Origin of the sequence: Flavobacterium succinicans LMG 10402, assembly GCF_000611675.1 — a bacterium.
Taxonomy (GTDB): domain Bacteria; phylum Bacteroidota; class Bacteroidia; order Flavobacteriales; family Flavobacteriaceae; genus Flavobacterium; species Flavobacterium succinicans.
The window spans coordinates 24,344-46,468 of sequence record NZ_JATV01000006.1 but is presented as its reverse complement, the minus strand read 5'-3'; the positions used below and the strand labels follow the sequence as shown (position 1 = coordinate 46,468).

The window sequence follows — 22,125 nt, the reverse complement described above, 5'->3', positions numbered from 1 at the left end:
AAAAACTGATTACTGAACTACTGAATACTTACCAAAGCTCCGTTGTACAATTTTCCTTCTGCCGAAACGATATAGTGTTCTTTGGCCGAAAGTCCAGATAAAACCTCTACTTGATTGCCTAATTTTTTACCAACGCGCAACCATCTCAAAATCGCAACATTTCCATTGCCCACAGTGTAAATTCCAGTGAGTTGACCTTGATGCACCAAAGCACTTTCTGGTACAAGCATTCGTTCATTTGTTGCCGAAGGTGTTTTATTTTCAGTAGGAAACTGAACATTTACAAACATTCCAGATAACACTTTCGCTTTCGTTGGTTCTAAATTGATTTTTACCAAATACTGTCCACCTGTATTTTTGGTCGAGGCACTCACTTCGATTACTTTTCCTTTAAGGCTCGTAGCATTCGATTTTACTAAAATGTCAACAAGCATTCCATTGCGTATTGCGGTAATATCATTTTCGCTAACCATAGCCGTTACTTGTAGCTTAGAAGCTCCTTCAATACTAACCAATGGCATTCCAGGATTTGCCATATCGCCTTCTTTTACAAAGGTGTTGGTGACTACTCCACTAAAAGGAGCAGTTATGTTAGTGTAGGAGAATTGGGCTACTACTTCGTTTCGCATTTGTTTGGCGCCTTGCAAGCTAGCTTTTGCCATTTCGTAACGAGCAGTCATGTCATCCAATTCTTTTTGGGAAGCACTTTGTTGTTTGAACAAGTTGGTAAAACGCTCGTAATCTTTTTTAGCATTGTTATAAGCTGCAGTAGCTTGTAGAATACTAGCGTCTACTTGCGCTTTTTTAGCTTGTAAGTCGGTATTATTAATGCTAACGATTAATTGTCCGCTAGTTACTTTTTGTCCCACTTGTACATGCAGTTTAATAACAAAGCCCATCATTCGGGTACTTAAATTGGCCGAATTTTCAGCTTCGATTTTACCACTCGCCGTAACGAATCCACTAGTACTGTTTTCTGCAATACCACTTACTTTTACAGCAATTGGTGTTTCTTTGTTCAAAGATTCTTTTTTGTCGCCTCCACACGAAGTCAATACAACTGCGGAAAGGGAAAGGAGGGCTATTATTTTATTACTTATTTTCATTTTTTTTTATATTGATGATTATCTTTTTTATTCGTAAAACGTGAGACTTACTAATTGCTACTTTGTTAAAAACTGCAGATATTCTTTGGTGAAATTATACTCAAACACTGCTTGTAAATGTTCCAGTTCTTTTTGTGCCATTTGCGTTTCGGCTTGTAATAAATCAGTGGTTTTTTCCAAACCTTGCTTAAATCTGTTGTTGCGAATGCGATAGGCTTCTTCGGATTGTTCAAATGCTAGTTTGGATAAATTGACTTTGTTTTCAGCATCTAATAATTGGCGATTGGTTTTGTTTAATTCCAATTGACTTTGTGCTTTGTATTGTTGGTTTTCTATCGTTGATTTTTGAAGATCAGCTTTGGCTTTTTCCATTTTGCCAATCGCTTTATAGCCATCAAAGACTGTCCAAGACAACTGCGCTCCAATCAAATAACCTCTAGCGCCCATGCCTAAGAAGTTCTTGTCGTATAGTTCATAACTACCAAAAGCATTCAATCGAGGCAAGAAATTCATTTGACTGGATTGCGCCATTTTTTCGTATGCCTTTACCGATTGATCCATCGCTTGGATGTCTTTTCTGTCTAAGGGCAAATTCAAATTTATGGGACTTACAACAATGCTGTTTTCGAGTGCTTCAACAGGTTTGAAAACTGCATTTTTAGTATCTTCATTTAATAAAAAAGCCAAATAATCAGAGGCGTTTTGTATGTTGCTTTTAGCATATTGCAATTGATTTTTAATTTCATTTACTCGAACTTGAACCGAAAGTAAATCAGTTTTTTGTAGTAAGCCTTGTTTGAAATAGTTGTTGACCAATTGTAAATTAGCTTGTACAGTAGTATTGGCTTTGTTCAAAACGTTGACGGCTTGATAAGCCAATTGTAGTTGCATAAAGGCCTTGTTTACTTCCAATTCAAGGTATTCTTTGCTGCGTTCGGTTTGTAATTGATGGGCTTGCATTTTGGCTTTTGCAGCCTGTCTGCCATAAAGACCATCGACATTGATTAAGGGTTGAAGGATTTCTATTTTGGTAGCAAAGTTTTGTGTGCGAGCTGGATTGTTGAGTAAAGCCGGGTTGAAATCGGCTTGGGTTAGGATTTCTTGATTCAGTTTTGAACCAAAAGCCATAAGCGGATTAGTAGTCGAAATCGCCGTATGCGAAGCCGTGATACTTGGAAGAAATAAAGCGTTCGATTGTCTGTAATCAGCTTGTGCGGCTTGAAATTCTTGTCGCGCTATTTTAAGCTGAAGGTTTTTATCTGCAGCTTTTAGCGCTATTTCTTTTTTGTATACCAACAGTGTATCTTGACTCCATCCTGTAGCGGAACCGATCAAGCTCAATAGAAGTCCAACTATTTTTATTTTTTTCATCTTTTTTACTTTTTGATGAAGCAAAAGTAGGCGCTAAAAAAAACAAAGTCTGTAACTAATATCACACTGCTTGTTTTGGGTAGGAGTTAACCCTGATTTCAAAAAAATAGGGCACTTTTGTCAAATCGGAAAGTTGTTAAACAGAAAATGGAATTAGAGAGTAAGAGACTAGAAATGAGTCCTAGCGTGCTATCGATAACAAGAAATGAAGACTTATTGCAGCACAATATGATCCAAAAGTAATTGGAACGATTCACTTTTTTTGTTCGCAATCAGAAATACTATTTCTTCAAAAGAAGCACTGCTGAAATTAGGAGCCTCTAAGCGTCGACCTCTAAACGAAGGATACAAGGTGTTGAGGTTGATAATAATGGTTTCCCATTCCCCTGTGGTTGGAAAGGTGGTGATATAGGAATAATAAGCGGAAGATTGATCTTTAATCCGAAATTGATAGTTTTTACCGTCTCCTTTTACACGAAGGACAATTTGACTTTTGGAAGTCGCAGCTACAGGCGAAAATCGATGTCGGATCGAGGTAAAACCGCCGTTGTTTTCTAAAGAAACCTTTCCCGAAAAAACACCATGCCCTGACGTATTGATGGCAAATGCACCAGAGGAAAGGCCACCCATAACTCCATCGTTGACCAAAGTCCAATCATTTGCAGCTGATTTTGTAGTGAAATCATAAAGAGTGGTAGTTTGTGTCATCATAAATACTATAGCAATGAATAAAGGCATAACTCAATGTTTCAACTAAAGTACTCAATCTACTGCGTTGTAGGGCAGTTTTAACAGCTTTTTGATAGCTGTTTAGGGGCGAAAGAGCGAATGGTTATTGTTTTGAAGAGGAGCTAATGCAGTGTCTATTGGAGTTTTTTAAATTTCATAAAGTTCAATGGGCAACTTGTCAGGGTCTTCCAAAAAGGTAAAGCGCTTTTGTGTAAATTCATCGACTCTTATCGGTTCTGTAATTACATTATATTTCATTAAATGTTCTATACATTTTTCGAGATTTGAAACTTCAAAAGCAAGATGACGGAGTCCACAAGCTTCTGGTTGCGAAACCCGCTGTGGTGGAGTAGGAAAGGAAAATAATTCTATAGTATAAAGGCCACTTAAAGCAAGATCAAGTTTGTAGGATTGTCTTTCCTCTCTGTAACACTCTTTAATAATTTCCAAACCTAATATTTCGGTATAAAAATGTTTTGATTTTTGATAATCAGAACAAATGATGGCTATATGATGAATGCTTTTTAACATTTTTGATGGGGTATAGTGCAACATGAAAAGTTGAGGCAAGTGCCTGTCGTAATAGATCTTACTAATTTTACTTGCTCAAAGGTAATTTTTTTTAATCAAAAAAAACAGCAGTAACGTCAAGACGATACTGCTGCAGGTATTGATTGAGTAACGTTACAATATGTTATGTAAGTTACTTCAGCTAAGTTAGTTTATGTTTACTATTTCAAAGGCATAACCCTCTGAGCCGTTTTGACTTGTTCTGCTCAAGGAAATAATATCTCCTTTGAAGTTAAACAAAAATTTAGGATATCCTTTTAGTAATATTTCATTATCACGCGTCAATGATGGGTACTTTATAATCTGTAGCGATGGTCGATTTGAAGTTCCAGCATAAATAGTGTTACCATTATTACCAAAAGCAAAATCTGAGAAAAATAAGGCTCCTCTGTCCACCATTCCTTTGTAAATCATGGAGCTTGATGCGCTATATACTGCACCAACGCTTCCGGTTATTACAAATTCACCATTACTAGAAATTCTGAAAATGTTTGCATCCAATGGGTGGTCTCCATGATATTTATCGTCAACATGCGAAAGGATTTTCCCGTTACTGTCTAATTCTAAATATTCCATATCTACGGGTGAAATACTAGTTGTTATGGTAATAATTTTATCAGAATTAGGAATGAATCGTATATAATCACCGTCAAAATCCCCATTTCCACTGATATTTATACCGGTACTTCTCGAATACGTTCTAATTGGTTGTTCCCACCAAGGCGAGGGTTTTACTGATGCTACCAAATACCCATGACCATTTGTGACAACGCATCTTGTGGCTAGACCGGTATTTATGGAAGTGACTAAATTTAGGGTATTGGCATTGTACACTTTAATAAAGCCATTTTCATTTGGGACATAAATTTCTAAACCAAAACCATTGTTTCCAATATCAATTTTACCAACAGTTGCGTCTATACTAACATTATCAATCTCTTGATTTGTTTTGTAATTGATAGCTCTTAATTTATGAGCAGCATTATCCACAATATACACTATAGGTTCCGAAGGGTGATGAACTGCATCAGTAATGGAGTAGTTGTAGATTTTACCAGCGGGTTCAAGCACATTAAGTTTGTTGCTATTCCTTGAGTAGTTTTCATTATTTGAAACTCTTACATAATAAAATACTTCATTGGCAAAAGGAGGAAGTTTGTCTAAAAAGGTAGTAATATCAGCGGAACTAAATGTTTCGATCACTTCTCCTTCGCTATCTTTATTAAGAGATCTTAGTACTTCGTATTTCTTAAAATCAGTAGATGTATATTTTTGCCATTTAAGCTCAACATTTCCTGAATTTGGAATTGCTGATTCTAGTGTAATACTACTAGGCGCTATTGTAGCTACTTCAATAGTTTTTGTGGTGAAGTATTTGTCTTTGTCTGTAGCTGTTACTGTAACGATATGCTTTCCTCTTGTTAATTTAGTAGTTTCAAATTTAACGTTATTGGAAGCATCGGGGCGCGTTTCCAATAATTTGCCGTCAAGATTACTTGAGATAACTACAGTGATATCGCTTGCTTTGGAGTCGCTATCTCTCACGTCAAATGAAAATACAATCTTTTCATTTAAACTAAATGAGGCTGGTAAGCTTGGAAGAATTTGTGTAATTTCAGGGGTAAAACCTGTTTTAACTCCTTGCTCAATAAGGATTTCTGCTTCTTCCAAAGAGTTTGCTGATACGCGTACAGCGGTTTTTCCTGAGCCATAACCGTCCAAATTAGCGTATACTTCGTAAGAGGCAACATCGATATCTTTTAATATGGCTCCTCCAAATTCATCAGTAGTTACTTGTTTGGTTGGAGGCACTGTAAATACACTTACGCCTTTGGCTGGAAATTTTGAAAAGCCATTATTCATAAAAACTTTTACATAAAGATCTCCTTTTGATGATGATGATTCGTCTTTGTCACAAGCTAAAAGAGTGAGCAGTACAAAAAGAGCTGCAAAAAAATTATTCTTCATTTTACCTTCTTAATTTATAGTTAAATATTAACAATTATTACGACTTGATTTTTATTGTAAGTACTAATGCAACGCATTAATGCCGTTGTTTTTTTATGAATTTATTTTTGAAAAAGCATTAAATCAGTACTTTGTGTTATGTGTGTTGATGAAATATAATTTTCTACCCTCATTTATATAAGTACTTAGATAACGTTTTGTATAAGGAAGTAAATATAATAATGTTTTTTTTACAAATTATTAAATGTGTACTATTTTTTCTATAGATTTTGAACATTTTACAACTTGATCAACATGACTATTGTCTTTTCGGGAAAGGATGTTTTATTCAGTAAAAGCTATAGTTCACGAGTTGTTTTTAAGGAGTAATAGCAGTGTGCATTACAATTGTTTGTAGAACGGGAGATTGATGTTGATACTTTGTTTATGAGGGTTTAGCTTGCTAATTATGTTGAAAAAAAAGTAAGATTTTTATTATATTTATGAATCTCAACTTGTTTAAAAATGGCGTGAAGTCGGAGACGTTCGAGCAGCATACTTCAAGAGTTTGTATGCTTCGGAGGATTAGGAGCTTTTAGCAATTGTTATCAGCTGTTCTTTTTAGTTCGAACTATCATTCCAAGATTTAAGATGCCACTTTCCATTTGTTTTTTCAAAATAGAAATCAGAATATATTCCATTGTCAACTCCTCTAATTTCAACAACCGCTTTATTGCCCTTAGTTTTGATGTTTTGTGTGTATCTATCAAATTCTCGTGTTAAGGCATCTTTTGGATATTCAAAGTCAAGTTTTGTGTAATCTTTTTTTTGAATAATTTTTACTATTGATTCAAGTTCGTTATTATAATCTAATTCCGTAACCTTCAATGGGAAAATTACACGACTAATTTGAAAAACAGAATCTTTACTAAAATTATCAAGAAATGTTTTGAAATTGTCATCAATATTTTTTGGAATATTAATTTGAGTCAACTTTTTTTTGCTCTCGATTGGTTTCTCAATAGGTGTTTTTTGCGATTCATTTTTACAACCCATTATGGTTAAAGTGAGCATTAAATAGCAATATATTTTTAGTGTTTTCATGAAGCTAAAGTAAAGATAAAGGTCACGTGCTTTTGTATGTTTGGGAAATAAATAAGGCCCATTATTAGAAGCTAGAAAAACCGAAAAATCAAATTTATTGAAGTATGTTAGAAGATGTCTTTTGTATTATAAATCAATTTCACTCATGAAACTTTCATTTGGATTGTCATTTTTGTAGTATACGTAGGCAACATAAATTTTTGCTTTTTTGGGAATTTTTTTTATTTTTTCATTGCCAATTATAAAGTTATTGGATAAACATTTTAAAATTGCTTTTGATAAATCAGCATTATCAAATTCTTTTAAAGCTTTGACTTTTTTTATTTTCAAATTAGTACTAATCGTAATCTCATAAAGCGCTGTGTTATCATTTACTTCATAACCTTTAAAATCGCTATCACATTTTTTTGAGCGAAGAAGCCACAAGCCATTTTCATTAAAAGTAGTAACTCTTTTTTCTTTTAAGATAGTAAGAATTGATAATTGTCTTTGAATGGATTGATTATGATATTTATGAGCATTTGGATATTCATTTGTGTCAAAATTCCTGTCGATTTGTTTTGAGCCTGAGCAAAAACCGAAACTTAATTTTCCATCATGGGTATCAGCAAAAACTAACCAAGTTGAGTTTTCTGGAACATTAAAGGCACAAGAACTATTAATTGCGTACAATATCTTAATTGTTTGTCTTGTTTCTCCTTTGTAGAGTTCTAATATTTCAATTTCAGCATCTTGATAATCAAAATCATTTTCAATAGTGGTGATTTTTACTATTTTGACCTTTGCAACAAATTCAGATTTTTGAAATCTCTCCATTAATGTTGTGAAACCACAAACACAACTAAAAGCATAATTTGAAAAGAAATAAAATAAAAGAATTAAAACTGATTTTTTCATAAATTTATTTTAAAAGGTTATTGCTCTATTTATTTTATAATTTCTACCAACGTTCTATTACTGCAGCGTTGTATTCTTTGAAGGTCAGAATTTGAGAACATATTAGGTTTTGTTTTGTGGAATTGCCAAAATGTATATTAAATTGTTTTGTTGAAAGCTCATTTTACAGGCTTTTTCATCTTAGTTTTGATATTTATTTTCTATCCATTTTGCAGTTCAAAAATTGTTATTTCGGGTCTTACATTAAATCGTACCTGCCATAAATGACCTAATGCTCTATTTATGTATAACGTTCGATTATTACTTAATGCAAATTGTCCTGCAGAATATTTTTTATTATTTACTGGTAACATGGGTGGCGGAAGAAATGGAGGTTTTACTTGGCCTCCATGGGTATGTCCCGATAAAATCCAACTGTTGTAGTTGCCCCAAATGTCCAAGTCGCAAACGTCTGGGTTATGGCACAACACTAGACTTGCTTTTGAAGAATCAAAACCATGCATTGCTTTTGCAGGATCAAAATTAAGTCCCCAAAAGTCGTCGAAACCTATGAAATGTACGCCGTTTATTTCTGTACTTTCGTTTCTTAACATTTGAACGCCATTTTTGGTAAGTAGTTCCGAAATTTGGTCTGCCACTTCGCTTTGTGACCAATTTCGCCCGTAATCGTGATTACCCAAAATTCCAAGTGTTGCTATTTTTCCTTTTACTAGATTTTGTAATGTTTCCTCTAGTTTGTCCCAAAGGACTTTGTCTTTGTAAGTACTTACATAGTCTCCTGTATAAACCACAAAATCTGGATTGTATGCTTTTGCTTTTTTGAAGGAGTCGATAACAAAATTATGGTCGAAACGATTTCCAATATGGATGTCACTGATTTGCATTAATGTCTTTCCGACCAAGTCTTTGGGTAGGTTTTTGATCGGCATTTTGACTTTCACAAATTCTAACCAATGAGGTTCTATTTGCCAAGCGTACAAGCCACTAAAAAGTCCTAATCCAGTTAGTCCCCAGAAGGACCTGTTTAAAAATTTTCGTCTGTTCATTATCGTTTGTCTAAAATTGCGAAAAATCGTTTTTATTTCTCAATCATTACATCAACATTTATTGAGGGTTCACCACCTGAATATTTTTTCCATGCTCCAAAATAATTTCTGTAATAAGTATCTTTTGAAAAGGCAAAAACATTTCCAGCAAAAGAAAGCTTTCCTTTAAAATCATCCGCTATTCTGACTAAAACAAAGAAATCTTTATTTGTCCAAATGTTTTGATTAGAAACATCTATCGACAATTTTTTGTTTTTTATGTCACTTTCGGTTACTGTCAATTTTAAAGTTTCAGTAACTAAAGATTGGGTATCATCTGGGAAACCATTTTTTTCATTTTGTATGTCGAAAATAAAGGTAGCCGTTTTTTCGAATTTGAAATCAGCAAGATTAATGTTTATGTTCTTGATTTTTAATTTCTTTTTGTTTTTAATTTTTATGGCATGTTCGATAAAAACATCATAGGGTTCATTGGAATTAACCCCAAAATAGGCTTGTTTGGTATTAGAAGTGCCAAAATTTTTACTGACATATTTTTTGGGGTTGATGATTACTGTTTCAAGAGTAATCATTTTTTTCTTTAGCTTAATCGTGTAGTTTTGAGATTGGAGTAGGTCACCAACGGAAATTTTAAAGGGTTCATATTCATTTACGATTACTTTAAAGGTTTCGGTTTTGTCAATGTTTGTTACGTTAATAGTATAATTTCCATTACTATCTGTTACACCGCCAATTGCTCTGTTTTCAATTCCAATCCTTGCTTCAGAAATGGGATTGTTATTTTCATCCAAAATTTTACCTGAAATTTTTTGAGCGTGAAAATTTATAGTGATTAAAATAAATAGTACCGTAAATCTAATTTTTTTCATTGAAAATGGTTTTTGTAAAATGGCTTATCATTGCTCAAATTGTCCTCCTCTGCGGATTTTATACTTTGCTTTCAAAGACATAAACATACTAAAAGGCTATCGATTTTTTCGTAATTATATTACAAATTCGCTCACTTTGTTTAGAAAGTCTTAAGTTGCTACTTAACGAAAAAAAACACCAAAAAAGCGCAAAGGTCATTTTTGGTGTTTTTTTTGGTTTTTAAAGGCTCATTATGCTAAAAGGTCGTGAGACTTTTATCATATTTACGGTGAACAACCTAATTAAAAATGGCGCGAAGTCGGAGACGTTCGCGCAGCATACTTTAATAGTTTTTAATCTTCGAGGAGCGAGTTTAAATTTGCAGTTAACGTACTTTATCTTCTGTAGATTTTTTTCTTTGAAGATTAGGTTTTATCGCAAAAAAAATAATAATGAAATTGCTATTGATTTTAATTTTATTCCTTTTTTATTTAATCACAACTACAATCAAATTCTTTAGCAATTTCTTCACAAGTCAGGTCACTTTGGCTTTGAATATTTAATTCAGAACAAGGAGTTTTATCATCATCTTTTGAGCAGGAACTATTAGTTACTCCGATTACTATTCCAAATAGTAAAATTAGTTTTTTCATAAGTTTATGTTTGATTAATAATTCATTTGGTTTGAAAAATACTTAGAATGTTTTTTATTTCAACATAGACGTTTTCGCCTCACACTTTAACGGTTTGTATGTTTCGAGGAACGGTGAAATAGTACTTAAATTTTTACTGTTTAGTTGTTAGTTCACGAAGTCTATTATATGTTTTTTCAAAAGATGTCAATCCTTTACTAATTACTGATTTAGTAACCTCATTTTTATCTATTAAAATAAGACTAGGCAATGCATTTGTCTGATATTTATTTTTGAAAAAATCATAATCTTTATAGACTTTTGAACTCATATTTATGTGTCTATCTAAATTTATCTCAAGAATTATTAACCTGTCTTCTGCAAGTTTTATAAACTCTGTATTTTGAAAGACATTTTTTTTCATTTTTATACAAGGTTTACACCATTCAGAACCCGTAAGAACAATCAAAATATCTTTATTTTGCTTTAGAGCTTCACTTTTTGCAACCTCATAATCTGTGTACTTAATAATTTGAGCTTCACTGTAATTTGATATTAAAAGAATAACTGTAATTATTAAACTTGTTCCGAGTTTCTTCATTTTTATGTTGTTAAGGTTTTTTTGTGGTCTTACTGACAACATTCTGGTACTATAGCGGGTTCGCGCAGCATATTTTAACGATTTGTATGCTTCGAACGGCTGATTTTGCTAGTCTTATATTTTTTTAAAATCTATAGCCAATTCTCAAATGTAAATTAACAGTCGTTTCGCTTTCGTTTTCTAAATAGCCAGCTTGCTTAGCAAAAATGTATCGGTAACCAAGTCCAATTCCCGTTTCATAGTTGAAATGTTTTCCAATGTTTCTTCTTATTCCCCAAGTTGGTACAATTGAAATATCACTAATAATAGTTATATTTTCATAATTGGAAATTACAAACCAATCTGGATGATAACTTGTTTTAAGTGAAATAAAATTTCCACTATTCCCGTCAATTCTTTTCGATTTGCTTACTCTTTTATTGAGATTATAATACCATTTGGGTTCAGCAGTTATAACTGGAGTCATTAAAAATCCCGTTTTATCGTAAAAATCTCCGCCCCAAATTCCACTATCAAATCCAATTTCACTTCGTAATGCAATTTGATTAGTTAGTTTCGCTTCGTTATGTGCCCAAATTCCAAGCAAACCTGTTTGAATACCAAATAAAGATTTTTCAACACTTGCATTTTGAGATTTTACTGTTAGGGTTAAGCCGATTAAGGCTACAGTCAGAATTGTTTGTTTCATAAATGTTTAATTCAATTTTTAAATTATTGGTTTTCGTTTTCGTTCTGCCAAACTGAGGGCTAACGTTGTAATAGCTGTTGGTTGATTTTACTACTTTATAGACTTGTTTTCAATGTCTTTTTTTAGCTTATTATATGCTCCAATTATTAAACTTCTTGAAGTTTTAGAAATATGAACATCATTGTTATCGTTTTGTCTTCCTACAGAAGCTATCACTTTTTGAGTGTAAATAATTTGGGAATTTTTTAAATCGTAGATTTCGATTGTTACTTCATTACTGTTTATTCCTTCTTTGCTCATTTTGCGTGGAGTCCAATCGATTGAACCAAAATCATTTCTTGTCTCGATGGCTTTGATGTTTATGAAAAAATCATAATTAGTGCCTTTTCTAATTTCAGTAATGATTTGCTTACTTGGTTGCAACGGAATTTTTTTCTGTGTCAAAAGCAAACCAGAGACATCGCTCACATAATTTAATCTGTCACCAAGAAGAATCTTAAAGTCACGTATTGAAGTTTCTTTAAGGTGTTTTGTGCAATTTGCTGGCGCATCTATCTCATTAAGAAGCCATTTTCCGCTGGTAAAATCAACACCTGTTGTTTGTCCTGGATTATAGAGAACGTACGACGGTAAGTTACAAGAACTAAGTGATGCGAAACATAATACAAGAAATAGTATTTTCTTCATAAATCAATGTTTAAGATGTTTTTGCGGTAAAGTTGCCCGACATTCTGGTATTGTAGCAGAGGACAACCTGATTAAAAATGGCGCGAAGTCGGAGACATTCGCGCAGCTTATCTGGGAACACTTCGGGGAGCTGGTTTGTATGATTCGAAGGTCAGGAACCAAACAGCTTTCGGCAGATTGGCTGTTTTTTAAAAGCAATTTTTTTCATAATCCTTAATAAAATCAACAAGGATTAGTTCATCTTTAATTTTAATTTCGTCGTTTTCAATTTTTGTATAAGAAATTTTACAGTCTTCAATTGCAGGTAACATTTCCTTTTTTGTAATTAATCTACTTAAACCCATTGCTGGCATTTCTGCTATTTTGGTAATATTAGGCTTTTTGATTCCATATATCCTAACAATATGACCACGAGAAATTTGTCTAAGAATTTTGTAAAGTTTTATTCTGTTGGAATATAAAGTTTGTGCGAAAATTGATTCATCAACGCTTTCAAATTTTACAGTCTCTTTTTCAAGTTCAATTGTAAATCCTTTCAGATTTTTTGGAGAATAAGTTACTTGTGTCCCATTTTGAACAACAGTTATTTTTTCCTGTAAATTTATCAATCTGTTTACGTTAAATGATGATGCATTGAAAACAATTTCAACTGTTGAAGTTTTATTTTCTAAATCAACAATTTCACCTTTATAATTTTGTGCTGTTGAAATTGTAAAAATTGATAAAGCAAATAATGTTGTAATTTTTTTTGTAAGGTTTTTCATTTTTAGTTTTTATTTTAGAATTTTAATTATTTTCTATTTAATACTATTTTTTTAAATGTCTGTCAACGTTTGTCCTTTTGGCGAGCAGTTATAATATCTGTCAACGTCCCAGTATTACAGTCGGTCTAGGACTAAATTAAGTCTTATTTTCGGATTTGCCATCCCGAAGCTACGGGACCCAAATACAAAACCAATTTCAAATTAAGCCTAATACCCAAATTGCTTGTAGCGTATGTTAGCGGAAAGGCAAATTATCTACCGTTTTCTGTTGCTATTTTTCTTATTTGCAAATGTAAATGTCAAAATCAATTACAAGTTGAGTTGAAGTTGGTGAACCATATTTATCTGTCGAAATTGTAATCCACCTAAAATTTATAAGTTTGTATGCATTTCCACCGTCGATTGTAACCCATTCGTCAATTCCTGCGGCGGCATTTCGTAAATCATCTTTTACCGTCAATCCTTGAGGTGCAACATAGTTTTTTCCACGTGTTAAACTCTTACAATTTGGATTTTGTGTTTCCTCTGCCGTTAAATATTTAGATTTTGTAAGCATTGGAAGTGTTTGGTTTACTTCCAAAGGAGTCATTGTCGTCGCACAAGAGTATAGAAAAATTGAAAGAAATAATGTCAGAAAAATATTTTTTATATATTTCATTTTGTTTTAGTTTAATAGAATAAATTAATATTCTGATACTTTGCTTTCATCGTTTTTTATGGCACCAACTCCCATTGCTAAAAGAATTAACCCTTTTTTGTCTTCTGGTTTAACGTTTTGGCGAAGATTATTTTGCAACACTTCGATTGGAGCGTCCCACCAATCTTCCATTTCAATTTCTGCGGGGTTGCCATAGTGTAAAACTAAATCTGATAAACCGTGTCTATCATTAGCAATTTCATTTAATAATTTTTCAATGTCTGCTTTCATTAATTTGTATTTTTGTTCTTTTATAAAATTATTTTTATTGTGTCTTTTTTAGTGATTTTGTCATTGCTGTCCGCTGACTAGCATATTAGTTTAGTTTTTATCATACCTATAACACCAAAATTATAGAGATAGTTCCAACTGTATTCAAACTTTTTTATTTCTCAAATATATTCTTTTTCTTGCAAAAAAGATAAAAAAATTCTGAAATATTCTATGGTGTTTGGTTACCTTAAACTCCCGTGATTGCCCGCGTGAGGGCAATGTCATTAAGTTAAGGATAAAGACTCTTGATTTTGTCATTCCGACAAAGGAGGAATCACACTTGCTGTTCACATTATGTGATTCTTCGTTCCTCAGAATGACAAAAAGAACGCTTAACTTAATGACATTTCGCGTGAGGGATAGAAGCTGGCTACCAAAGTAGCGTGTATAGCCCGACCGCAGGAACGCAAAGGGGCGAATAACACGTTTGCTATTCGCCCCTTTGTGGTACTGGGGTCACGCCCTAATTATGCTTTTTCTTTTTCGAAACGGTCAATGACTTCTTGGTAATAGGCCAAGGTGGTTTTGGCGATAGAAGCCCAACTGAATTGGTTGAGTACGCGTTGGCGACCGGCTTTTCCCATTTGGTTGGCCAAGGCTTCGTTGTCGAGCAAGAGATTGACTTTGGTGGCAAAATCTTGTTGGAAGGCTTGAGGATTGGCGGGGTTAAAATCGGTTCGGGAAACGGGGGCGAGGGGTACCAAAAATCCGGTTTGTCCTTCGACTATGATTTCGGGTATGCCTCCTACGGCGCTTCCTACTACGGGTGTTTCGCAGGACATCGCCTCGAGATTGATGATGCCAAAGGGTTCGTATAGCGAGGGGCAGGCGAAAACGCGGGCGTGGCTGTAGAGTACTTTTACTTTATCTCTTGGAAGCATTTCGGAGATGAGGATGACGCCTTCGCGGGTGGCTTTTAGCTCGGCGATGAGTTGTTCGGTTTCGGCGGCGATTTCGGGTGTGTCGGGTGCGCCTGCACACAACACGATTTGGCAATTGGCATTGAAATGTTGTGCCGCAGCGATGAGTTGCGAGATGCCTTTTTGGCGCGTGATGCGGCCCACAAACAGCACAAACGGTATGTTGGGGTCGATGCCCAATTCGGTCAACAAGGCGTCATCAAAAGTGGGTTGGTAAAAATCAGGGTCGATGCCGTTGTGAATCACCTTAACTTTTTCGGGTGCTACGCCATAGGCTTCGATGACATCGGTTTTCATTTGTTCGCTTACGGCAATCACACCATCGGCAGAGGCATAGGCGTGTTGCTCTAACCAGCGCGACAGGAAATAACCGTTGCCGAGTTGCTCGACCTTCCAAGGGCGGTGGGTTTCGAGACTGTGCGTGGTCAAAATGAGCGGTACTTGCAGCAGTTCGCGGGTAAATACGCCTGCCAAATGGGTGTACCAAGTGTGGCAGTGTACAATGTCGGCCTCGGGCGTGGCTTGTGCCATCTCGACATTTTTACTCAGGTTATGAAACATTTTGATGTGTGCATTGCTTGGGTCTTCCATTTTGGTCAAGCTGGAGGTGATGCCTTGCACGTGCATATTTTCGGTAGTTTCGGATTGTGCCCCAAAACAGCGGACTTCTAGTTGGGCGAGTTTGGCCAGTTCTTGGCTTAAAAAATCGATATGTACTCCCGCACCACCATAAATGTGCGGAGGAAATTCATTACTGTAAAGGGCTATTTTCATACGAAGATTTTTAGAGAAGTAAAAAAGCTTTGTTTTTTGTCTTTATAAAACTATAAAATTTAAGCGAGAAAGTAGCCGTGAATTTGATGATAATTTGAAACGGAATCGACTTAATTTGTAGTATTTATGATTTTTTGTGGTAATTGTTTTTTATGACAATTTGATAGCTGAGTACAGGTTAGAGGTAAAGTTTTGAAAAGATAGTTTGTGTCTCGGTGTCTTGGTTTGGAATTGGTCTCGCAAAGGCGCTGACAATGTCTTTAAGTTAAGGAATTACTCTTTTTGTTTTCACGCAGATTTCGCAGATTTTCGCAGAAAAATTAGTTAAAATCTGTTGAATCTGCGTGCTATTTTTTTCTTTTTCCTCTTAACTTAATGACATTGAAGGCGCAGAGGTGCAAAGAGTGGAATTTTGAAAAATTCAATAGGGATGGGCTTTAGCTCATTCTTTACAATGAGTTTCGTGTTAGGCTTTAGCGAAAATAGTACCCTAGTTTCGGCTAAAGCCTTTACATCTTTATCATTATGTCATCCCGCTAAATCGGGATGCAATTGATTTTGTGCAATTCATTAATATTTCTTGATGTGTTTGTTTGATTGGAATTAATGGAGTTTTGGTTTTTTTGAAGGCTTTTTGGGGAATAAAAATATGAAATTGGTCTCGCAAATGCGCAGAGGCGCAAAGAGTGGAATGCTTAAATATTCAATAGGGATGGGCTTTAGCCCATTCTTTATTATGAGTTTAGTAGTAGGCTTTAGCCAAAATAGTATGTTAGTTTCGGCTAAAGCCTTTATATCTTTTATCATTATGTCATCCCGCTAAAGCGGGATGCAATTGATTTTAGTACAATCTATTAACAAGCCTTGTTGTGTTTTTTTGATAGGAATTTAATGGAGGTTTTTTTTGGGGATGTTTTTTGGGGATGTTTTTTTGGGAATAAAAAAGTGGAGTTGGTCTCGAAAAGGTGCAGACAATGTCTTTAAGTTAAGGAATTACTCTTTTTGTTTTCACGCAGATTTCGCAGATTTACGCAGAAAAATCAGTTAAAATCTATTGAATCTGCGTGCTATTTTTTTTCTTTATCCTCTTAACTTAATGACATTGAAGGCGCAGCCGCGCAAAGAGTGGAATGCTGTAATATTCAATAGGGATGGGCTTTAGCCCATTCTTTATGATGAGTTTCGTGTTGGGCTTTAGCCAAAATAGTACCCTAGTTTTGGCTAAAGCCTTTACCTCTTTATCATTATGTCATCCTGCAAAAGCGGGATGCAATTGATTTTAGTGCAATCTATTATCAAGCTTGTTGTGTTTTTTTGATAGGAATTGAAGGTTATATTTTTTGGATGCTTTTTTTTGGGAATAAAAAAAGCCGCTTCTTTTCAGAAACGGCTTGCAGAATTAAGGGCTACATCACAAGTCTTATTGTGGCATAGCTACTCATTTAAGATCAGAAAATCATTGTAACTTAAATTGTGCTTCGAATTTTTTAAATCGGTAATCCAAATCTTCTAATAGTTGATCTTTTACTTTAGACTCTTCGATAAAACTAAAACGGATACTGTTGTATACATATTCCTTGATGTCTTTGTAGCTTACTTGTGGGTATCTTTTGGCCAAAAGCACATATTGCTCTGTGAGATTGGTTCTTAAAATACCAGCATCGTCCGTACTAATTACGATGGGAACACCAAATTCTTTGTACAAACTAAACGGATGGCGATTCTCTTTTACTTTAAGTATAAACTCGTTACTAGTTAAATTGATTTCGATAGCGATTTCGTTTTTCGCCATATAACGCAATAGCTCGTAGTTGTTTTTTTCGTAAGCCAAATCTACGCCGTGCCCAATTCTGTTCGCGCCTGCGGTATATACGGCTGCGTTGATGTGCCACGTTAGTTCTTCGGGTTGCACCAATCCTAGGGTCAGTTCACCCGCGTGCATGCTGTATTTTACTTTTGGGAATTTGCTGTGGCAGTATTTATAGAACAACATATGCAATTCATAATCTTTCATTGCTGTAGCGCCATCTTCTGGAGAAACGATATTCACGCCATCAATCAGCGGACTGTTATCAGCTGAGATAAAAGCGATTACTAAGTTCTTAAACAAGTCTACCGGTTCCATAAAGCGCAACACAAAATTTTGATAACGCATTGTGAATTGCGCATCATCAATCTTGAGGTCGTTATGCATTTTGGCAACAAAATTGGTGTTGAAATTAGAAGCGTATTTTGCAGCCTCTCTTTTGGAGAAAGTAGCAAACAGTTGGTCCAATGCTTTGAAAACCGCTTTTTCGTCTTTTTTGGCTACCAAGCTTCGAAGTTCTTCGTTATAAGGTGTCAAATCCTCGGTATTCATATCACACGGAATCGTTGATAATTGCGTTTCGATATAACTTACTTGTTCTTTGATGGCGCGATTTTTCAGTTCCAAAAGTCCTTGTTCAAATGTGCCTTTGATGGTGGCTTGAAATTTCCCGAAGGATTCAAAAAACTGTTTATCAGAAGGGTAACTTATGCCGTTAAAGTCTTTGATAGACCATTTTTCGATGATTTTTTGTTGGTATAAAGGTAATGCTCCATTTTTCTGAATCATTTCAAAATTTTCCCAAATCCCGTCTTTTCCTTTTTCGGGCTGTACTTCTAAGGTTTCTAAATTGAGGTAAAAATTGTTTTTAATAGCGTAGGCTATAAGCGGTTCGGCATAGACAGAGCCAGAGTAGTGGTGGTGCAAATCGCCTCCTTTGGGCATTTGAGAAAAGAAAGCCGTGAGTTGGGCTTCGTTATTTCGGATGTTATCAAAAAAGGAGTCAACAGTTTGTGCGGTTCCAAATACGGTACTTAGTAGCACTAAAAAGAGCGAAATCTTTTTCATACTTTTTATGGTTTAGTAGATTTGGGGTGCAAAAATAGGAAAAAAAAACAATTTTTGTATACGCAATTATAAAATACCCAAAATCAATAGAATAGCAAAAAGTATCAAGAAAAGGGCTACCAACATCTGAATGGTTTTTAAGGTCACTTTTCCTAGCAATCGATTACCCCAAAAAGCCCCAATAAAAGCCGAAAGTGTGGCGCACATGATGAGAGTAAAGTCAATATCCATTGCTTCTTCGGGTAAATTTTCAATATATACCCCCATTCTCGAAAGGTCGATCACGGTAGCAATCACAACACCTGTTCCAATAAACGATTCTTTTGATAAACCAGCTCTGATCAAAAAAGCGGAGCGCATAGCCCCTTGCATGCCAGATAATCCTCCAAAAAAGCCACTCAGCATTCCACCCAAGGGCATGTATTTTTTATCAAAAGTAAGCTTGGACCACGAGGGCACCACATCAACAAAAGCAAAAAACAAAAGAATTATTCCAATTCCTACTTTGATCGGAAGAATATAAAAGGTTTCGCCCACAAACGTATAACTTCCCAGCGCTTCCATGTCATTTATAATCGAAAGGGCATAAGCCCCAAGTGCAGCAAATATAAAAGCCGGCACACCAAAATACAACAACACTTGTGTGTTGGCATTTTTGCCTAAAAGAATAAGTTTGAAAAAATTATTCAAACAATGCACAATGGCCGTCAAAAAAATCGCAATTTCTATGGGAAAAAAAAATCCGAAAAAAGGGAACAAAATAGTCCCTAAACCAAAACCTGAAAATAAGGTAAGGCCCGAACCCAACAAAGCAACAATACAAATTAGGAAATAATCCATAAATTAATTAAATGAAGCGCCAAAAGTACAAATTTTACACTTTGAATTACAAGTGATTATGCAACTATTAAAGAAAACGATTTCAATCGTCAAAAAACTAAAATTCAAATTGTATTTTTGAAAACAAAGAAAAGTCAGTTATGAAATCGCCATTTATAAAAGGTTTGTTGCAAACAAACACCGATAAGTACAAGACGATACCATATATGACCGCTAACAAATATCTTTTACATATATGAAAATTGTTATATCGCCAGCCAAGTCCTTAAATTTCGAGAAAGAATTACCCGTTGAAACTTTTACGCAGCCTTCTTTTTTAAAGCAATCCAAAATCGTGCACGCCGAATTGAAACTCAAAACGCCCAAAGAATTAGCTAGCCTGATGTCGATTTCGGATAAATTGGCCGACTTGAATTGGCAGCGCAACAAAGATTGGAAAACCCCATTCAAACCCAGCAATGCTCGCCCTGCGGTGTACGCTTTCGATGGCGATGTCTACACTGGTTTAGACGCTTACACGCTTTCCGAAGCCCAATTGCCACTGTTGCAAGACCGCTTGCGCATCCTTTCGGGTTTGTATGGCTTGCTCAAACCCTTAGATTTGATTCAGCCGTACCGCTTAGAAATGGGAACCAAAATGCCTGTAGGCGAGAGCCAAAACTTATACCAATTCTGGAAAACCACCTTAACCCAAGCGTTGAACAAGGAACTCAAAAAAGACGAACTGTTTGTGAATTTGGCGAGCAACGAATATTTCTCTGCCGTAGATGCTAAGGCGCTCAAAGTACCCGTAATCACGCCCGAGTTCAAAGATTACAAAGACGGAAAACTAAAAATGATTAGTTTTTTTGCCAAAAAAGCCCGCGGAATGATGGTGCGCTACATCATCGACACCCAAGCCGAAACCATCGACGACCTAAAAGGCTTCAATTACGACGGCTATGCCTTTGATGCCAATTTATCCAAAGGCAACCAACTCGTTTTTACCCGATAACCTATTTTTTAAAATTATTTGGGCGTGACCCCATCCACCCAAAGGGGCGAATAGCAAACGTGTTATTCGCCCCTTTGTCTGGCTGCGGTCGGGCTATCCATACTACTTCGGTAGTTTATTCCTATCCCTCACGCTGGCAATCACAGGAGTTCAAGGAATCAAAATCGTGAATCGTAAAGAAAAAAATGTAAATAAAATTTTATATATTTAATTAAAAAGGAATACATTTGAGACAATAGAAACGCGACACAATAGCGGATTTGCTATCAAAATAGGAGGGATAGTCGTTTAGAGTAGCGACTATGTTCAAGTTGTGCGCAAGCAATAAACATCGGTTAATGATAATAAACTTTGAAATACAAGGACTTTGGTTTTTACCAGAAAATAAAGAGAAGAGAATTCCTGGAACTTTACGATTTGATCCTGTTGATGGTGCAATTCTAGAACTTATAGGAAGTTTAAATAATCAAGATTTCTTTCTACAGAGTAATCCAGAGACATTTATCATTCTAGGCTTATCAGTTAACAGCGAATATATTACTCTCTTTAATTGTTTCAATTTCTCAAGACGAGGACAAACTTATCGAAAAGGAAATGAACAAGGACCAGCTATAGAAAAATATTATGCAAACTTCATTTTAAAAGGACATCATTTTGAAACCGAAGAATCATTAAAATTTAATTCAATTAAAAGCTCAATACAAAACTTTGATGAATGGTTAAATATAACAGGATTTAAACATTCTGAAAGCTTAAACAAGCTCACCGAAAAATCGATATATTTAGACTATGAACTTCCTGAAAATATAGAATTTGAATTACATGATAATTTTAAAGGAAAATTCATATTTTCAAGTACTTCTCCATCTTATTATTCACCGAAATCAGAATCAATAACTCAGAATGTTGAAATAGAAATAAACTCAACAGAAGACATAGCTTTAGATGATATAAGAAAACTATTAGCTCGTTTTCAAAACTTCTTAATTATGGGAATTTATAAAAGTGTATTTCCAACTGCAATAACATTATACAATAGTAATCTGATGAATGATTACGGAAACTCTGGTAAGTATCGTAAACCTATAGAATTTTTTCAAACTACTTCGAAAAGAAAAAATCGAAAGGAAATTCATCCAAATGAAATGCTATTTGATTACCGAAAAATCGAAAGTCACTTCCCTGTTGTGATAAAAAACTGGTTTACAAAGTATGACAAATTAAAGCCTGCTTTCGGTTTAATCTTCGAACAATTTTACAATGAATCTAAATTTTCTGAAAATACATTCTTAAACCTTGCTCAAGCCGCTGAAACTTTACATTCAAGACTTTATAATCATACAAAAATCCCTAAAGAAGACTATAAAGAAATGAAAAATGAAATATTAAAATTAACACCGGTGAAATATCATACTTGGTTAAAAGAACAATTCAATTTTGGTAATCAACTTAACTTACATCAAAGATTAACCGAACTTTTGGATAAGTATTCAAACGAAACATTAAGTGAATTAATTCCAAACAAAATTACCTTTATAAAACAAATCAAAGATTTAAGAAATTACTACACACATTATTCAACTAGTTTAGAGAAACACTTAATCTCTGAACAAGACTTGATGCTTTTGTCTGAAAGAATAAAATTAATTTTAGTAATCGGATTACTTCATGAGATTGGATTACCGAAAAAGACGATTGATAGCTTGTTAGAGAAGGTGAAATATAATTTTAACCATTTAAAAGTTGAGTAATTTGCCTGCG

General features: G+C 34.7%; 21 protein-coding genes. 2 read left to right on the top strand and 19 right to left on the bottom strand.

Annotated elements, in window-relative coordinates:
* Nucleotides 1–17: 17 nt before the first annotated feature.
* The 19 genes from AO58_RS0106675 to AO58_RS0106580 form a co-directional block, all read right to left on the bottom strand.
* Nucleotides 18–1,106 carry an efflux RND transporter periplasmic adaptor subunit gene (locus AO58_RS0106675; protein WP_024980962.1) on the bottom strand — a complete coding sequence of 363 codons (1,089 nt, stop codon included), beginning with the start codon at nt 1,104–1,106 and terminating at the stop codon, nt 18–20.
* A 57-nt stretch (nt 1,107–1,163) separates the two neighbouring features.
* Entirely contained in the window at nt 1,164–2,477 is a 1,314-nt protein-coding gene (locus AO58_RS0106670; protein ID WP_024980961.1) for a TolC family protein, read from the bottom strand.
* Nucleotides 2,478–2,690: 213 nt separating this feature from the next.
* Nucleotides 2,691–3,215, bottom strand: a complete 525-nt coding sequence (locus tag AO58_RS0106665; RefSeq protein ID WP_244530689.1) for a CIA30 family protein — start codon at nt 3,213–3,215, stop codon at nt 2,691–2,693.
* Between the two features lie 138 nt (nt 3,216–3,353).
* A complete protein-coding gene (gene gloA2 / locus AO58_RS0106660; protein WP_024980959.1) occupies nt 3,354–3,737 on the bottom strand; it encodes an SMU1112c/YaeR family gloxylase I-like metalloprotein in 384 nt (127 codons plus the stop codon).
* Between the two features lie 186 nt (nt 3,738–3,923).
* Nucleotides 3,924–5,744 carry a hypothetical protein gene (locus AO58_RS0106655; RefSeq protein WP_024980958.1) on the bottom strand — a complete coding sequence of 607 codons (1,821 nt, stop codon included), beginning with the start codon at nt 5,742–5,744 and terminating at the stop codon, nt 3,924–3,926.
* Nucleotides 5,745–6,344: 600 nt separating this feature from the next.
* Nucleotides 6,345–6,827 carry a DUF4348 domain-containing protein gene (locus AO58_RS0106650; RefSeq protein WP_081764648.1) on the bottom strand — a complete coding sequence of 161 codons (483 nt, stop codon included), beginning with the start codon at nt 6,825–6,827 and terminating at the stop codon, nt 6,345–6,347.
* A 126-nt stretch (nt 6,828–6,953) separates the two neighbouring features.
* Entirely contained in the window at nt 6,954–7,724 is a 771-nt protein-coding gene (locus AO58_RS0106645; RefSeq protein WP_024980956.1) for a hypothetical protein, read from the bottom strand.
* Nucleotides 7,725–7,924: 200 nt separating this feature from the next.
* On the bottom strand, nt 7,925–8,770 hold the full coding sequence (locus AO58_RS0106640) for a metallophosphoesterase (protein WP_024980955.1): 846 nt from the start codon (nt 8,768–8,770) through the stop codon (nt 7,925–7,927).
* A 32-nt stretch (nt 8,771–8,802) separates the two neighbouring features.
* Nucleotides 8,803–9,639 (bottom strand): carboxypeptidase-like regulatory domain-containing protein, encoded by an 837-nt coding sequence (locus AO58_RS0106635; RefSeq protein WP_024980954.1) that lies wholly within the window; start codon nt 9,637–9,639, stop codon nt 8,803–8,805.
* Between the two features lie 471 nt (nt 9,640–10,110).
* Entirely contained in the window at nt 10,111–10,272 is a 162-nt protein-coding gene (locus AO58_RS17975; RefSeq protein WP_155959411.1) for a hypothetical protein, read from the bottom strand.
* A gap of 133 nt (nt 10,273–10,405) precedes the next feature.
* Complete coding sequence (locus AO58_RS17550) at nt 10,406–10,852, bottom strand: thioredoxin family protein (RefSeq protein ID WP_162150397.1); 447 nt, start codon at nt 10,850–10,852, stop codon at nt 10,406–10,408.
* 124 nt (nt 10,853–10,976) lie between these two features.
* Complete coding sequence (locus AO58_RS0106620; protein ID WP_024980951.1) at nt 10,977–11,540, bottom strand: hypothetical protein; 564 nt, start codon at nt 11,538–11,540, stop codon at nt 10,977–10,979.
* Nucleotides 11,541–11,630: 90 nt separating this feature from the next.
* Complete coding sequence (locus tag AO58_RS0106615; RefSeq protein ID WP_024980950.1) at nt 11,631–12,227, bottom strand: hypothetical protein; 597 nt, start codon at nt 12,225–12,227, stop codon at nt 11,631–11,633.
* A 188-nt stretch (nt 12,228–12,415) separates the two neighbouring features.
* Nucleotides 12,416–12,991 (bottom strand): hypothetical protein, encoded by a 576-nt coding sequence (locus tag AO58_RS0106610; protein ID WP_024980949.1) that lies wholly within the window; start codon nt 12,989–12,991, stop codon nt 12,416–12,418.
* Nucleotides 12,992–13,271: 280 nt separating this feature from the next.
* Nucleotides 13,272–13,649, bottom strand: coding sequence for a hypothetical protein (locus AO58_RS0106605; RefSeq protein ID WP_024980948.1), 378 nt, complete (start codon nt 13,647–13,649; stop codon nt 13,272–13,274).
* Between the two features lie 24 nt (nt 13,650–13,673).
* Nucleotides 13,674–13,919: a hypothetical protein gene (locus AO58_RS0106600; protein ID WP_024980947.1), complete on the bottom strand. Its 246-nt coding sequence runs from the start codon at nt 13,917–13,919 to the stop codon at nt 13,674–13,676.
* Nucleotides 13,920–14,428: 509 nt separating this feature from the next.
* Nucleotides 14,429–15,655 carry a glycogen synthase gene (gene glgA, locus AO58_RS0106595; RefSeq protein WP_024980946.1) on the bottom strand — a complete coding sequence of 409 codons (1,227 nt, stop codon included), beginning with the start codon at nt 15,653–15,655 and terminating at the stop codon, nt 14,429–14,431.
* 1,456 nt (nt 15,656–17,111) lie between these two features.
* Nucleotides 17,112–18,530 (bottom strand): amidohydrolase family protein, encoded by a 1,419-nt coding sequence (locus AO58_RS0106585; protein ID WP_024980944.1) that lies wholly within the window; start codon nt 18,528–18,530, stop codon nt 17,112–17,114.
* A gap of 66 nt (nt 18,531–18,596) precedes the next feature.
* Nucleotides 18,597–19,370 carry a sulfite exporter TauE/SafE family protein gene (locus AO58_RS0106580; RefSeq protein WP_024980943.1) on the bottom strand — a complete coding sequence of 258 codons (774 nt, stop codon included), beginning with the start codon at nt 19,368–19,370 and terminating at the stop codon, nt 18,597–18,599.
* A gap of 235 nt (nt 19,371–19,605) precedes the next feature.
* Here AO58_RS0106580 and yaaA point away from each other — a divergent pair, with 235 nt between their 5' ends.
* Complete coding sequence (gene yaaA / locus AO58_RS0106575; RefSeq protein WP_024980942.1) at nt 19,606–20,364, top strand: peroxide stress protein YaaA; 759 nt, start codon at nt 19,606–19,608, stop codon at nt 20,362–20,364.
* 338 nt (nt 20,365–20,702) lie between these two features.
* Nucleotides 20,703–22,115, top strand: coding sequence for an ApeA N-terminal domain 1-containing protein (locus tag AO58_RS0106570; RefSeq protein ID WP_024980941.1), 1,413 nt, complete (start codon nt 20,703–20,705; stop codon nt 22,113–22,115).
* Nucleotides 22,116–22,125 lie beyond the last annotated feature (10 nt).